The following is a 15,542-nucleotide window of genomic DNA, read 5'->3' as shown; positions in this document are numbered from 1 at the left end:
GTGTTTTATTTTTCTTTTTTAAAGCGAACGATTATTGATTTCCTCTAAAAGAAGTAATTGATTTTTGGTTACTACCACTTCATTTTCTTGAACACCATCTTCGATATAGGTGTAGAAATCGTTTTTAGCAAGGATCTTAACCAATCGAACTTCTAGAGTGCAGTCGTCTTTATAAACGACTACGTAATTTTGATTGTTTTCAAAAACCAAAGCTTGATTGGGAACGGCAATGCTTTTTTTATCGCTGGCATTTAAACCTAGAATAATATCTGCAGACATACCCGGTTTGAGTTTCATATCCGTGTTCTTCATCACAATTTTAGCTTTTAATACGCGTTCGTCTTGATCAAAAACTTGTGAAATGGACGTGATTTTACCGTCAAAAGATTCATCTGGATAGGCTAAGGTCTTAACTGTTACTGGCATATTAGTAGATACATGACGCATGTTGGTCGCATATACATTGGCCATCACCCAAACCTCGGATAGATTTGAAATGGTAAACAATTCGTCATCTGCACCAGCAACCGGCATCCCTGGGCTGATGTTTTTGCTGACGATATAACCGTTAGATGGGGCCTTAATGGCAAAAACGGACTTATCACTACTAGCACTGTATAAATCCATAGTGCTTCGATTACTTTGTTTTTTCGATTTCAACATATCGAGTTCCGATTCAGCTTCCAACAAATCTTTTTGAGAGGCAATACCGTCGTTAAACATCGACTGAACGGACGATAAATGACGTTGTGCCACTTTTATCTGAGAGTTTATAGTGCGGCTTTCATCTTGAATCTCATTGAGAGAGGAACTCTTAATTTCAGCCAGTATTTGACCTTTTTTAACGTAGTCGCCCAACGAAAAATAGGTTGCGGTAACCACACCGTCTAACAAACTGACAAAGGGAGTAGTCTGATCGATGTCGTATTGTATATTACCCGTTAGTGACAAGGTCTCTTCTATAGGACGCAGGGAAACGGTCTCAAAACTTAAAGTCTTCTTTAATTCTTCCGTTATACAATAGGGTTTGTTGTCAGAAATACTAGTAGTGTCGGTGGTGCTTTTTTGACAGCTATTAAATAATATAAAAGCGAAAGGTAGGTATATAAAATACTTGCTGTTCATGATATGTTTTTTTTAGATTAGAGTTCTTTTCCAAGGGTAAATTGAAGGGATTCGAAGTAGTGATTAAGATCTTTTTTATTCTCCAACAAGATGTTTTTGTTGTCGAGATAAGCTTCTACGAAGTCGAGATATTCAATCATACTGGTATTTCGTAGTTTGAAATTTTTATAGTAGCTCTGTAGTAAGTCGTCTAAGTGATTCTCATAATCCGTTTCAACCTGATCGTACAGGGCTTTAGACTGCTGGTAATTTCTAAGAGCTTGTACAATTTCATTGGAAATGGTATTGCTGGTTTGGCTAAGCTCTAATCGGGTCTTTTCTATTTCAATTTGCGCATCTTTGATGTTTCCCTTATTGAGATTAAAGATGGGTAGTTCAAAGGAAATGCCCAAACCAACGAAATCACGCATGATATTTCCCCCGCGATCGTAGTTGGCAGACAAGGTAACATCAGGTACACGCATGGCGCGCTCGAGTTGATGTTTTTGAATGGCAATGGTTTCTGTATTTTTAGCAACCAGCATTTCGGCTCGCTCATCAAGGGCTTCTTGAGTCCAGACTGCTAGGTCATCTGCATTAACTAAAACTGTCGGGACATGGAGACCGTCGGTGATATTAATGACTGTGGAGGCCGGGAGATTTAGCAGAATCTTGAGATCTTTTTGAGTTTCTGCCCAAGCTTGGTGAATTTCAACTAATTCTTTTCTAAAAGACATTTCAGCTGCTTTAAGACGAATGTATTCCGATCGACTGATATTGCCTTCTTTTAACTGATTTTGATAGGCTTGAAGTAGACTTGAAGTAGATTCAATCTGTGCGGTATATAGAATTTGCTGTTGCTGATAGGTTTGTAAATCCGTTAACGCATTTCTGAATTCGAGTTTTAAATTTTGTAACAGCTGTTTAAATTGAAGACGCTTGCCTTCGACTTCCATCTTCTGTAAAGCGATATTTTTTCTGCGTTTTCCGGCGGTTTGAATTAGCTGCTCAATTTCAATTCCAACCTGAGAAGTCTTCCCCCAATTTCGGTATAAGGCTGGTAATTCCTCAGAAGAAGAGTTGGACCAGAGGTTGACCTCGCTAATATTTAAAGTGGGATTGGGCCACAATTTGGCTTGAATAACTTGAGCTTCTGCCTGAGAAATCTCTAAATGTGTAGCGAGCAACTCTAAATTTTGCTTTAAAAAAAGGGTTTCTGCCTCCTTTTTTGAAATGGATAAGGTATCTGTAATTTGTGCTTGCACAAAAACGGTACTCATCAACAGACCGGTTAGCGTAAGGAAATATCGTTTCAAATTCAATAGATTTTATAATATACAAAGGTAATTTGGGTATATTACAAGAGAATTTGAGTCAGATTAAAATTCGATTAGAATTGGATAGTAGTGACGGTTCTTGAACTGTCCGTATTAATATATTCGGTTATAGTGTAATGTATAACCGATATATCAAGACAGCGATTTCTTCCTTCAGTATTTGGAAGGCGTATCCATAGCTATAGTAAGACCTCTTTAATTTCTGAGAGTATTTTCTCATGGGGTGCTCCTTCGGAGATTTCATAAAAATAATTCAGTTGCCACTCTTGTGTTTTTAGCGCTTGTTTACTCGTGGGTTGATCCCAAGCTGGATACAATCTAAAGGCGCGTTTTCCGTCTCTTTTAGAATCGGATAAGATACCCTTTTGATGTAATATCGATTTCGGAAAAATAAATTGACCAAACCGCTTGTCATGTTGAACGCAAACGACCAAAAAATCAAAGGTATCATCGATTTGAAAAGGTTCAATAGGACCACTTTTACTTCGTTTCCAAAGGGTTACAAATTGCCCGATTTTTGTAGGTGTAATTTTTGCAGATCTGAATATGATCTCGTGTTTATTGATGTTAAAACTGCAAGCCGCATATTCTGAACTTTCCTCGTCTAGTAGAGGTATTGTACAAGTCAGCCCCAATACATCATAAATTAAAGTCTTTGAATACGTAAAGGCATTTGGTGGTAGAGACATGTTTAAAAGGCGTTGTGATTAGGTGGTTTTATAAAAGAAGTGTTATCCTGCTGCATTTAAGCGTAAGTACTTTAATTGATTGTTGTACCATTCAAATTTCCATTCGAGATAGTGTTCCGTTTCAGATCGGTAGTTGGTGTAAACATCGAAGTCTTCCATGATCGATGAATGCTCCATATAATTATATATCAGGTGAACAAATTGATTTTCAATAGTGATGGCATAAGTGATTTTTACGAATCCATTATCGATGACTACTTCATAAATACCTTTGTTTTTATACCAATTGATATCGTTTAAATCGAGTTGTTTTAATACGAGTGTCAGATTTTTTTGATCTTCATTGCCACTGTATTTAAAGTGAAATTGTTGTTGTAAGTCGTATGTATTGGCGGAAAGAAAGGCTGTTTTAAACTTTTTGAGCGATTGGAGTAGATTGGAGCGATCGGCTGTTAAAAAGGATATTTGCTGTTGTAAATAGGCTATATTTTGTTTTTCGATAGGATTTAATTGAATTGCACTGTTATCTATACCAGCTTTATACCAGTTTAAAGACTCGAAGTGATCTTGATAACGACTTTCTTTAAAGAGATAGCCGTGTCGTGCATAAATTTCATTGACCAACAAACGCAATTCATCGGCACTTTTATTTTTGAGGTCTTGTGTGCTAATTTTTTGTTGGGAGCACTGCTGACAATCGCTGAGCGATTGGGCGATACTTGTACAAGAGATCAGTAATACGAATATTGGAAGGATAAATTTCATGATTTCGTAGAATTAAGATACCGCTAAGAGTATGTTTTAATTTGAGGTGGATTTTTTAAATAACAATTGAATGGTGGTACTGTGATTGAGAATGGAATCAATTTGAAATTGAACCTGATGTTGTTCTAAAATGATTTTTGATAAGGAGAGGCCGATCCCACTTCCGGGAATGCGTCCAACGTTTTTTCCTCTGTAGAAAGTCTGTCCGATATATTGGAGATCCTCCGGAGAAATTCCTTTTCCAGAATCGCGAATTTCGAGTAATAATTGACCGGCATTTTCAGAAATTGTAATCAAAATCGGTTCGGTAGTCGAATACTTTAGCGCATTTTCAATTAAATTAAATAAGGCTAATTGTATTAAGGTTTCGTTGCCATTAATTTCTAATAGGGAAGGATCTAGTACTTCAAGATTGATTTTTATAGGGATTTTTAATGCATTTGATTTTTCAGAAAGCGATTCGTAAATATTCCAGATCACTTCATCAATTCTAAAGGTATCCAATTCGTTACTGTTGTTTTTTAATCCAGACATCAACAGCAGATTTGATAGTAAGTCTTCTATTTTATATACGTTTTCAAGGGCATCTTCAGCGACTTTTTTATATTCACCAGGGGAACGATCTTTTTGAGCAAAAACTTCTAAGTTACCTGCAATCGCTGTTAAGGGTGTTTTAAACTCATGCGAAACATAATTGATAAAGTTTTTTTGGATTAAGAAGGTTTCTGATAAACGCGCAAATAGTTTATTGTAGGTTTTAATCAGCTCATCGACTTCGTCGTTGGTGTTGGGAGGGCTGATGGCTTGGCCTAAATTCGAATCGTCAATTTGGTTGATTTGTTGTACCACATTGGCAATAGGTCGATAGGCCCAATGCGACAGATATCGACTCAAAATAAAGATTAGGGCTAAACCAGCGAGTAACACAATGGTCATGATCAAGAGTAAACGATGGGTCTGTGCTACAAACTCCGCATTGGATGATTTGACAAAAACGACAAAATTCCCTTGATTATCGGGGTAATAAATACCGTAATAGAAAAAATCGTCGGTTTGGAATTGTATCTTTTGTTGTTTACGTACGCGGTTTAAATAATCCTTTGTGATATTGCTATCGGAAAAAAGCTGTCCATATTCGACTTGGTTGTCGCTGTTGTAGACAGCGACCATAGAACTTTCAATTGTAGCTCTAAATTCCTTACGGATGGTAGAGTGTTCAAAATGGGGTAGCTCATCTTTCTCTAAATAATAGAAGGCTGTTAGTAAGCTTGTTTTTTTTAATTCATTGAAAAAAACGCGTTCGGAACTGTTGTAAAATGCCAGATAGATCAGTAATGAGGTGATAAAAAATACCACACCAAAAGTCACGGTTGAAATTAAGGTCAGTCTGTTGCGTAGTTTCATCGTATTAATCTTGAATCATATATCCAGTTCCCTTAATGGTATGAATGATTTTCATGTCAGTTTCATCGATTTTATTGCGCAAATACGAAATATAGACATCGACTACATTGGTGTTATTCTCATAATTTATTCCCCAAACAGCGTTTAAAATTAATGTTCGGGATACCGCCTTGTTTTTGTTTTCGAGTAAAAACAGTAATAGCTTGTATTCTCGTGGCGATAAATCAATGTTTTTATTGTTTTGACTAACGCTGTGGTTATCGGGGTTTAAAACTAGTGTTCCACAACGATAGACCTTTTCTTTGTCTTGATAGTTAAACTTCGTTCTTCGGGTCAAGGCATTAATTCGCGAAATCAATTCATTAAAATGAAAGGGCTTGGATAGATAGTCGTCTGCACCACTATCCAATGCTGCAATTTTATCTGTAGAATCGCTCAAGGCACTTAAAACCAATATCGGGGTATAGATCTTTTTGTATCGAATCAGTTGAGTCAGTTGAATACCGTCGATACCGGGAAGCATAATATCCATCAATATAATATCCCATTGCGTTTCATTAATCATTTCTCGAGCTTGTTCTCCTGATGTGGCTAGAGTGACATGAAAATCATTTTCTTCTAGTCCTTTCACGACAAAATCGCTAATTCGTTGATCGTCTTCAATGAGTAAAATATTCATTTACTTAAATTTTTTCGGAATTAATTTTAATAAAATCGGTTACCAGATAAGCGATGAGCTTACCGACTAGGTGGCTGTTTTTTTCCGTGTCTAAATTAGGTGCTCCTTCACAAATATGTAGGTATCCTGCATTTTTTGATTTTCCAAAAAAGTGAATAAACTGTCTGAGTCGTTCTGCCGAAAAACCGGTAGGCGTGATCGCGCTACTGGCCACCTGAGGTATGGAATCTAAATCGATTTCGATACCGTAAAAACTGTTATCGATATGTTTTTGAGCAGCTAATAATTCGGTGTCAAACGATTTTTCCTTGCGAATTCTGATTTGCTCATAGGTGTTGTATTTCACTTTATCCGCGACAGCTTTGATACTGTCAAAAACACTTTTAGGTGTATAGTTTTCATGTAGACCAAATATGAAATAATTTTTCAAAAAGCCCTCTTCGAAAGCATAGGAAAATCCATTGCCACTATGACGACCTTCTAAAGGTCTGAAATCGGTGTGTGCATCGAAGTTAATAACGTTTACACTTTTAGCTTTTCCTAGGGCCAAACCTTTGATGTTACCATAAGCATTGTTATGTCCCCCCCCAATAATTATCGGTATTTTATCTGCTTTGACAATTTGAGTGACGATATGCGATACTTCTTTATCGATCGATTCCACCAATTTAAAAAGCTGTTTGCGGTCTTCTTTTTGATTGACATCCAATTGAGAAGCTGCGTCCATAGCTTCCGTGAAATCGAGGTGTCCCAAAATAGTAATTTGATTGCCTTTGCAAAAGCGATTGTGCTGAATGTTGAGAAAACTACTCAAGAAATTTTCCCATGCAGTTGCGGTCCCTGTTCTGCCAAAGTTAGCGCGTACACCAATGTCTTCCGGAATTCCCAATACCACATATTTCGAATCGTTTTCCTTGAGCTCCGTAAAGCAATGCTCCAAATTGGAAAGAATTTGTATGCGTTCGCCAAATTTGATTTCGCCTTGTCTAAAGCGCGTATATTTTGTGATATCCGACCGTGAAAATAATTGGAGTAGATGCATAAATAAAATTGTTAATTTTTATACTATTTTGATAATTATTCCGTTAATATATACCGGACTTATTTTTTTTATACAAGTCGGTTTTATTATTGAGGAATTAGTTTAAAATAATTTATTATTTTACCTCAGACCACAACCGTAGTCTGAGGTTTTTTATTTTTAAATAATTTGTCCGTTTAGGATGACTTTATCGATCAGTTGACTACCAAAAGCATAAGGAATTTCATAAAATGAACTCAAGGGTTTGGTGATGATTAAACTCGCCTTTTTCCCAACGGTTATACTACCATATTCGTCTGAAACTCCCATGGCATATGCTCCATTGATTGTCGCAGCATTGATGGCTTCTTCTGGGGTCATTTTCATTTTGATGCAGGCAGTTGCTACAACGAAATTCATATTTCCTGAGGGAGTGGTACCCGGATTAAAGTCCGAAGCCAAGGCCAGAGGCAGACCAGCATCAATCATCTTACGAGCCGGTGTATACGGTATCGATATAAAATAGGAACAAGTTGGCAAGGCAACAGGCATGGTAATACTGTCTTTCAATACTTCGATATCTTCGTCTGTGACTATTTCAAGATGGTCTACGCTTAAAGCGCCATTCTCCACACAAGCAGCTATACCGCCAATGGCTGTAAATTGATTGACGTGAATCTTAGAGATTAAACCGTGTTTTTTCCCCGCTTGCATTATGCGTGCTGTTTCCGCTACCGAAAAATAACCAGTCTCTAAAAAAGCATCGATGTAGTCCGCTAATTTTTCTTGAGCAATAACCGGTATCATTTCGTTGATCAATAATTGTATATATCCTTCGTGGTCTTCCTTATATTCCAAGGGAAAGGCATGAGCTCCTAAAAAGGTAGCCTTGATCTTTACTGGGTAATTTTGGCCGAGTTTTTTAATGACGCGAAGCATTTTTAGCTCCGACTCTAGGGTCAAACCATAACCAGATTTGATCTCTACAGCTCCTGTACCTTGCTGAATAACTTCTTCTAAGCGTACTTTGGATTGTTCATATAAATCCTCTTCAGTAGTTTCTTGTAGTTTCTTGGCCGAATTTAAGATACCTCCACCACGATTAAAGATCTCCTCGTAACTCAAACCGTTGATACGATCTACAAATTCCTGTTGACGGTTGCCTGCATATACGATATGGGTATGGCTATCAACCCAAGTCGGTAAAACGGTTTGCCCAGTTAAATCCAATACCTGATCGACCGCTATTGAAGGACAATGATCCATAGAACCAAAGTCTACAATCCGTTCGTCCTCAATCAATACATAGGCATTTTGTATCATCGGGAGGCTTTTCATCGCATCTCCGGATACTTTGTCAATACCGCGATCACGTATTTGTAAAAGCTCTTTTATATGGGTCAGTAAAATTTTCATCTTCTAAAATAGTTAATTTCCGTAAAAATAGAATGGAATTTTAAAAACTCCTATCTTTATCACAAATTTAATATTTTGAGGAGAGTTAAATATAAGAAAAATAGGAAACTTCAACCCAATTATCTCGAATATTCTGGGGGTTATCCCGACGTGTTGATCGCGATGCAATTGTTTGTCTACGATGAAAATCATTATGAAGAGTATAATGACTTGACATTAAGTGAGATACATGAGATTGTTCAAAATTCCAGCCCTACGGCAACCAAATGGTTTAACCTCCACGGCTTACACGATATTGAACTTTTAAAAGCAATCGGTAAAGTTTTTGAAATTGAGGGATATCTCATTGCTGAGGTACTTAATTTTTCGAGACGTACCCGTATGGAGGAATTAGACGATACCATATTTTTCAGTGTCAAATCGATTTTGGCTCATGAAGATATCGAAAGCGTCGAAATTGAACAGATTAGTTTTATTTTAAAAGATAATTTACTATTGTCTTTCCAAGAGAAAAAAGGGGATATTTTTTCACTGGTTCGCGAGCGTATCCGTACTAAAACTGGAAGCGTACGTAAAAAAAGCAATGAATTTCTATTGTTTTTATTGCTCGAGGCTATTATGGAAAACTTCTTTATTACTATGGATAATATTGAGGATACCATAGAGGAAGTTTTGATTGCTTCCAAAGCCAGCTATAAGCGGAATGTTTTGGAAAGCATTGAACGAAATATAGAAAGTTTAAATTATATCAAAAGAGCGATTATACCGCTGCGGGACGTACTTTTCAATTTGAAAAGCGGTTCATCAGATCTTGACCCGAAGTTTATTTTACCGACAGATGTAATCTATTTTACGCGTTTGCATTATCGATCTTTAGAACTTTTAGATCAGATCGAATATAATCTTTCCAAGATGGAAAGTGCGACTAATTACTTTTTCTCTGCTCAAAGTCACCGAATGAACGAAATCATGAAGGTATTGACCATAGTATCCGTAATCTTTATACCCTTAACTTTTATCGTTGGAGTGTATGGGATGAATTTTGATAATATGCCGGAATTGCATTATGAAAACGGTTATTTTGCAACCATGTTTGTCATGTTTGTATTAGTCCTATTTATGGTTGGTTATTTTAAATTTAAAAAATGGTTTTAGCTGAGTAAACAGCCATCCGTAGAGCTTCTAATTTCAATATATAAAACACCCAATTTTTGGGTGTTTTTTTTTGAAAAAAAAGTTTGGGACCATTTTTACTGTTTTGATAAAAATTAGTGATATTAATTAGCAAATTCTTTTTATGTTATAAATAGCCTGCTTAAGTGTTCTTTTTTAAGGGTTTAAAAATGGTATTTATGAAATCTAGAAATGGCATTTTTGACTATTCCTTTAGTATAGTGTTTTTTGGTCTTGTAAATATTACTTAGTTTTGCCTTTATTAATAATAAGTCTAAATAAAAACTAATGCTAATTCGGGCTATAATGCTATTCACGCTTTTGCTATTATCCTTACTTTCTTTGTTTGTAGGGGTTAAGGAAATTTCACTTAAAGATGTCTTTGACTTAAGTGAAGAAAGCATACTGGTTCTATATGTAAGCAGAATACCTCGTTTAGTGTCCATATTAATAGCAGGGGTAGGTATGAGTATCTGTGGATTGATTATGCAGCAGATCACGATGAACAAATTTGTTTCACCGACCACAGCCGGTACTTTAGATGCCACTAAGATGGGAATTCTATTTAGTTTGATCTTGTTTCCCACGGGAGGTATGATGACCAAGATGTTGTTGTCATTTACCATTGCTTTTTTAGCGAGTTTGTTATTTCTAAAAATTGCAGACGGGGTGAAGTATAAAAGTTTGATTTTTATTCCATTAATCGGAATTGTCTTTGGGAATATTTTAAATGCTATTTCAACTTTTTTTGCCTTTAAGTACGGGGTGATTCAAAATATGGAGGGCTGGATGATTGGCGATTTTTCGTCGATTATTAAGGGCAACTATGAAATACTTTATATCGGTATTCCGGTGGTGATCTTGTGTTATTTCTATGCGAATAAGTTTACGATAATAGGGTTGGGGGAGGACACGGCAAAAAGTCTGGGATTGGACCACAAAAAAATAACCTATTTGGGGTTGGTTTTTGTAGCAATCACATCCAGTGTGGTGGTTTTAACCGCAGGGGTAATTCCATTTTTAGGCCTTATTATTCCCAATGTGGTCAGTATGATGTTTGGTGATAATCTTAAAAAAACTTTGCCTTATACCGCTTTAATGGGAGCGATCTTTCTGTTGGTTTGTGATATTATCAGCAGGTTGGTCATTTATCCTTATGAAATCCCGATTGGATTAACGGTCAGTATCATCGGTGGAAGCGTTTTTTTGGCCATGTTATTAAAAAAGACAAAACATGTTTAAAGATAAAACTATAGTGACTATGGCAATCATTCTACTGCTGATCATAGCCGTTTTTATGTTTACCTATACTGGAACCAAACTCGACTATGTCTTGCCGCGTCGTGGTTTTAAGGTAGCTGCTATGCTTTTGATATCCTGTTGTATAGCGTACTCATCAATCGTTTTTCAAACGATAGCCTCCAACAGAATTTTGACGCCTTCCATCATGGGGTTTGATTCTTTTTTCCTGTTGATACAGGCAGTAATTGTATTTGCCTATGGAGATCAGACCTTTAAAGTTTTGTCTAGTGAATGGAATTTTGCCTTGTCCGTGGTATTAATGCTCTTATTCGCTTTGGGTTTATACTACTTAGTATTTAAAAAAGAATCAAAAAGCATCTATTTACTGTTGCTGATTGGGTTGTTATTGGGAACCTTATTTCGCAGCATCTCTTCCTTTATTACGGTCATTTTAAACCCCAACGAATTCCAAGTTTTACAAGGAGCGATGTTTGCCAGTTTTGATAAAATCAACCTGAGTTTGTTGGGGTTTTCAGCGGTAATCTTAATTGCATCCATCATTTACGGCAGTTCTTTTTTTAGGCAGCTAGACGTTTTATCTTTAGGGCGTGATCATGCCATTAGCTTAGGAGTGAATTACAATCAAGTAGTGCGTCAAAACTTGCTGATCATCGCTGTCATGGTTTCCGTGTCTACGGCCTTGGTCGGACCCATTACTTTTTTAGGCATTTTAGTGGCCAATTTGACCTATCAGTTGGTCCGATCAAACAATCATAAAACCCTGATTTTCGCTTGCTGTTTATTGACTTCAATAACGGTTATCGGCGGGCAATATCTAGTGGAACACCTCTTTAATATGTCGACGACAATCAGTATTATAATCAATTTTGTAGGCGGTATTTACTTTATCTACCTCCTGTTAAAAACCAGTAAGTTATGATAGCAGTTCAAAATATTTCAAAATCCTATGGCGATAAAATAATCCTAGATGATGTTTCCATCACTTTTCCCCAGGGTAAGATCAGTTGTTTGGTCGGCGGAAATGGAACGGGTAAAAGCACTTTATTATCTATTATCAGTCGGTTAATTACTAAAAATACTGGTGAAATTCATTTGCTTAATGAGGATGTGATGAAAATGACACATCGCGATTTTGCAAAGCGCTTAGCCATCCTAAAACAATCTAATCAGCCCAATATTCGCTTGACCATACGTGAATTGGTGTCCTTTGGTAGATTTCCACACTCCCAAGGACGTATGACTCAAGTGGATCGAGATAAGATAGCCGAATCACTAGAATTTATGGGGCTAACGGCTATTGAGGACTATTATTTAGACGAGCTCAGTGGCGGACAGCGTCAACGTGCTTTTCTGGCCATGGTATTGGTTCAAGACACCGAATATATATTATTGGACGAACCGCTAAATAATTTGGATATGAAACACTCGGTGGAGATTATGAAAATCCTAAGAGTTTTAGCCGATCAATACCATAAAACCATCATCATAGTCGTACACGATATTAATTTTGCTTCCTCTTATGCCGATTATATAGCGACGGTAAAAAACCATAAAATCAGCCATTTTGGAAAAACAGACGATATCATAAAACCAGAGATCATGAAAGAAGTTTTTGGAATAGATATGACGATTATTGACAATTGCAACCACAAATTTTGTATATATTTTAAATAGTTAATTATGAGAAAAATAATTTTGACGGGCTTATTATTAGCCTTTGTAGCAACGACCAGTTGTAAGGATAAAACAAAGGAAACTGCTGGCACCGAGCAGACAGCTTCTACAGATAAATTGGTAATCAAGCATCATTTGGGAACTACTGAGGTAGTGAAAAACCCTAAAAAGGTGGTATTGCTAAGTTATGGAGTGATCGACTCTTTTGATAAATTATCCATCCAAATAGCGGGCTTACCAAAGGGAAACTTACCGGGGTATTTAAGCAAATACGGTGATGACGATACCATAGTGGATATAGGAAACTTGATGGATCCCAACTTTGAGAAGATTAATGAACTCGGACCTGATTTGATTGTTGTTTCTGCGAGACAGAGTAAGTTATACGACGAATTGTCCAAAATCGCACCTACGATTTATATGGATATTGACAAAGATGATTACCTGGGATCTTTTGAAAAAAATGCGCGTCAGTTAGGTGAATTATTTGATAAAGAGGTCGAAGTTGAAAAAGAGCTGATGATCATTAAATCCAAAATCGCAAAAATTAAGCAAATCAGTGAGACTAGTCATAAAACGGGATTAATCGTATTGGTTAATGAAGGGCGTTACAGTGCTTATGGCAAGGGATCGCGATTTGGAATCATTCACGATGTTTTTGGTATTAAACCCGCTGATCAAAATATTGAGGTTGCCACACACGGCCAATCGGTATCTAATGAGTTTATACAAAAAATCAATCCCGACTATTTGTTTGTAATCGATAGAGGTGCGGCCTTAAAGAAAAACGATCTGAATAAGGCGGCATTCTCCAATCCGTTAATAGAAAAAACCAAGGCGTATCAAAATAATAAAATCATCTTTTTATCGCCAGATGTGTGGTATTTGTCTGGTGGTGGACTTGAATCGGTATCGATGATGGTTGATGAAATAGAAAAGGCTATTCAATAAAGGCGGTATTGAATCGTAATAGAGTTAGTTAATTGTTATTTTATTGTGTAAGAAAGGGATGTGTTTATAGCATCCCTTTTTTGTTTTTAAGCGTTATTTTAATTATGCATAATTACGCGAAGTGGCTTCTTTAAAAACATCTATTAAAATGGCAATCAATTTTTCTTATTTTGAAAAGAACTATCACAAGTAATAGCTTTTTCGGCAATTCACGGCGTACAGGCTTTTGAATTCAATCAATAAAGGAGGAATAGCGGTACCTTTTTTACCTCTCCAATTAAGTAAACCTACCGATACCTCTCCATTTTTATTTTTATAAGTAAGTGTCTGTTTAGTAGTGTTTTGAAAAAAAAGTTAAAATTTTTTGCTGACTTTTTATTTTTTTTTAGTTTTATCCAAAGAGCTAAAAATATGAAAAAAACGATACCCATACTTGCACTAATTTGTTTATTCGGTTGTACTAAAAACGACGCGGAGAAAGAGGGGTATTTAAGCGATAAATTACCATTTTTAAGTGAAAATTTATCCGCGACAGAACTTGCCTTATTCAAGGAGAGTATGGAATTTAATCAGGATAATGCTTTGATTTCTTGGAACATGACTTTGCTTGAAAAAGGATCTAAGGAACGGTTTGATAGTGTTATGGTTAATATCTCATCAGAAATGGGAGGTAGTATAGACAATATTGTAATCATTGATACACTGGGAAACGAACGTAAAATAGACGCTTCTCGATTTAGGGTAAATTCTCTTGATGGTAAAGCGTACATTTTAAATGATTTTAATGCCCCTAAAACTGTTTTTTTGATAACATCAACTACTTGCGGGTACTGTATTCAGTTTTTTGATAAAGCTAATAAGTTGGCCGATGATCCGAGATTTTTAAATGTCAATTTTGTCGCTTTATTTGGCAATTCTCAAGAAACGATTGATCGTTATAAAACGGGCACAGTGATTAAGAATTTTGGTTTTTTAAATAAAAAATGGATAGCTTTTTCGAAAGATAGTAACGTAATTCAAAGCTTAAAACTCGATTTTGTAGAAAGGGAAGATGGCTATCCGGTGTTGTTTTATAAGAAAAACGGAAAGCTTGTTAAGACTAATCAAATCGATCAAATGGAAGAAATTTTAATTAACTTAAATATATAAAATTATGAGAAGAATATTTATTATACTATTGGTATTTGCCTCTATTACAGTTTCTTGTGAGAAAGAGGATAGCATTATGGATTATGGCTCAGATAAAGTGAGTTATAATAAAGTAGAACCAGGAACATATCATTATCCAAACCAAAAGAATAGGCTATTCGCTGATGGATGTAACTCAAAGAGTAATGCAACATGTGTCCTTGTTGTTACGGCATATAATCAACCTGTAATTGACTTTGAGGAAGTGGATGTAGAAGAGTCTTTTAAAGATTCGTACTTAGATTTCAATATGCCGGTTTTAAAAAAGAATCTTACTAAAGAATCTTTTTCGATTTTTAAAAAAACGATGGTATTTAACAGCCAGTATGCATTAATCTCATGGGATATGGATTTACTTGAAACTGGAGCGAAGGAATATTTTGAAAACTATATAACGATCATTACTGAAAAAATGGGGGCAGATATAAACCGAATCGTAATTGTATATGAATCGGGTATGGAGAGAATTATCAATATAGTTTGAAGTTACCAATAGTATGGGCTGTAAAGAAACACTGCAATAGGTACTTTTAGGAGTGCTGTCACGTAGGCTATGACAATTTCTTAAAAACAAAAAAACCTCTCGATAGAGAGGTTTTTTTGTTTTATTCGTTGATGTTGTTGTCGAGTAATAGCTGTTGTGCTTTGGCTAAATCTTGACTATAGACAAAGACGTGTACTGCTTTATCGGCACTTCCAAAACCGGCACTGATTGCGGATTGTATGTCATCGCGCAAAATAAATTCAATATTGTTTTCTTCTAAAATGTCTTTAACGGCTAAAGTGGTGATTTCACTTCCCGAAAACAGTCGTACGTGGTTCATAGTTTTTATTTTAATCTAAAAATAGGTAAAAAGGATCAATTAGCTAGTAATAAA

General features: G+C 36.0%; 16 protein-coding genes. 7 read left to right on the top strand and 9 right to left on the bottom strand.

The genetic code is table 11. The annotated features are described in order from the left end of the window. Positions 1 to 18: 18 nt before the first annotated feature. The 8 genes from L1275_RS08100 to hutI form a co-directional block, all read right to left on the bottom strand. Positions 19 to 1,125, bottom strand: coding sequence for an efflux RND transporter periplasmic adaptor subunit (locus L1275_RS08100; RefSeq protein WP_253471629.1), 1,107 nt, complete (start codon positions 1,123 to 1,125; stop codon positions 19 to 21). Positions 1,126 to 1,142: 17 nt separating this feature from the next. After that, complete coding sequence (locus L1275_RS08095; RefSeq protein ID WP_253471627.1) at positions 1,143 to 2,420, bottom strand: TolC family protein; 1,278 nt, start codon at positions 2,418 to 2,420, stop codon at positions 1,143 to 1,145. Between the two features lie 200 nt (positions 2,421 to 2,620). Continuing rightward, positions 2,621 to 3,130: a MepB family protein gene (locus L1275_RS08090; protein WP_253471625.1), complete on the bottom strand. Its 510-nt coding sequence runs from the start codon at positions 3,128 to 3,130 to the stop codon at positions 2,621 to 2,623. Positions 3,131 to 3,172: 42 nt separating this feature from the next. Next, entirely contained in the window at positions 3,173 to 3,895 is a 723-nt protein-coding gene (locus tag L1275_RS08085; protein WP_253471623.1) for a YARHG domain-containing protein, read from the bottom strand. 36 nt (positions 3,896 to 3,931) lie between these two features. After that, positions 3,932 to 5,299: a sensor histidine kinase KdpD gene (locus L1275_RS08080; protein WP_253471621.1), complete on the bottom strand. Its 1,368-nt coding sequence runs from the start codon at positions 5,297 to 5,299 to the stop codon at positions 3,932 to 3,934. A 4-nt stretch (positions 5,300 to 5,303) separates the two neighbouring features. Then, positions 5,304 to 5,978, bottom strand: coding sequence for a response regulator transcription factor (locus L1275_RS08075; protein WP_253471619.1), 675 nt, complete (start codon positions 5,976 to 5,978; stop codon positions 5,304 to 5,306). A 4-nt stretch (positions 5,979 to 5,982) separates the two neighbouring features. Beyond that, on the bottom strand, positions 5,983 to 7,020 hold the full coding sequence (locus tag L1275_RS08070; RefSeq protein WP_253471617.1) for a formimidoylglutamase: 1,038 nt from the start codon (positions 7,018 to 7,020) through the stop codon (positions 5,983 to 5,985). A gap of 159 nt (positions 7,021 to 7,179) precedes the next feature. Next, positions 7,180 to 8,415, bottom strand: coding sequence for an imidazolonepropionase (hutI, locus tag L1275_RS08065; RefSeq protein WP_253471615.1), 1,236 nt, complete (start codon positions 8,413 to 8,415; stop codon positions 7,180 to 7,182). Positions 8,416 to 8,490: 75 nt separating this feature from the next. Between hutI and corA the strand changes: the two genes are divergently transcribed. From corA to L1275_RS08030, 7 genes are all read left to right on the top strand, one after another. Then, positions 8,491 to 9,570, top strand: coding sequence for a magnesium/cobalt transporter CorA (gene corA, locus L1275_RS08060; RefSeq protein WP_253471612.1), 1,080 nt, complete (start codon positions 8,491 to 8,493; stop codon positions 9,568 to 9,570). Between the two features lie 324 nt (positions 9,571 to 9,894). Continuing rightward, positions 9,895 to 10,830 (top strand): ABC transporter permease, encoded by a 936-nt coding sequence (locus L1275_RS08055; protein ID WP_305882328.1) that lies wholly within the window; start codon positions 9,895 to 9,897, stop codon positions 10,828 to 10,830. After that, positions 10,823 to 11,770, top strand: coding sequence for an iron chelate uptake ABC transporter family permease subunit (locus L1275_RS08050; protein WP_253471608.1), 948 nt, complete (start codon positions 10,823 to 10,825; stop codon positions 11,768 to 11,770). Before L1275_RS08055 ends, L1275_RS08050 begins: the two co-directional genes overlap by 8 nt. Continuing rightward, on the top strand, positions 11,767 to 12,525 hold the full coding sequence (locus L1275_RS08045; RefSeq protein ID WP_253471606.1) for an ABC transporter ATP-binding protein: 759 nt from the start codon (positions 11,767 to 11,769) through the stop codon (positions 12,523 to 12,525). Before L1275_RS08050 ends, L1275_RS08045 begins: the two co-directional genes overlap by 4 nt. A gap of 6 nt (positions 12,526 to 12,531) precedes the next feature. Beyond that, the gene (locus L1275_RS08040; RefSeq protein ID WP_253471603.1) at positions 12,532 to 13,476 is read left to right on the top strand and encodes a siderophore ABC transporter substrate-binding protein; all 945 of its coding nucleotides are present in this window, start codon (positions 12,532 to 12,534) and stop codon (positions 13,474 to 13,476) included. A gap of 342 nt (positions 13,477 to 13,818) precedes the next feature. Then, on the top strand, positions 13,819 to 14,625 hold the full coding sequence (locus L1275_RS08035) for a hypothetical protein (protein WP_253471601.1): 807 nt from the start codon (positions 13,819 to 13,821) through the stop codon (positions 14,623 to 14,625). Between the two features lie 4 nt (positions 14,626 to 14,629). Next, positions 14,630 to 15,148 (top strand): hypothetical protein, encoded by a 519-nt coding sequence (locus tag L1275_RS08030; protein WP_253471599.1) that lies wholly within the window; start codon positions 14,630 to 14,632, stop codon positions 15,146 to 15,148. A gap of 121 nt (positions 15,149 to 15,269) precedes the next feature. On the opposite strand, the gene L1275_RS08025 is transcribed toward L1275_RS08030, so the two are convergent. Then, complete coding sequence (locus tag L1275_RS08025) at positions 15,270 to 15,488, bottom strand: putative signal transducing protein (RefSeq protein WP_253471597.1); 219 nt, start codon at positions 15,486 to 15,488, stop codon at positions 15,270 to 15,272. Positions 15,489 to 15,542: the final 54 nt, after the last annotated feature.

Source organism: Flavobacterium sp. HSC-61S13 (assembly GCF_024171535.1).
Taxonomy (GTDB): Bacteria; Bacteroidota; Bacteroidia; order Flavobacteriales; family Flavobacteriaceae; genus Flavobacterium.
The sequence above is the reverse complement of the archived record's forward strand: the minus strand, read 5'-3'. Positions and strand labels throughout refer to the sequence as shown.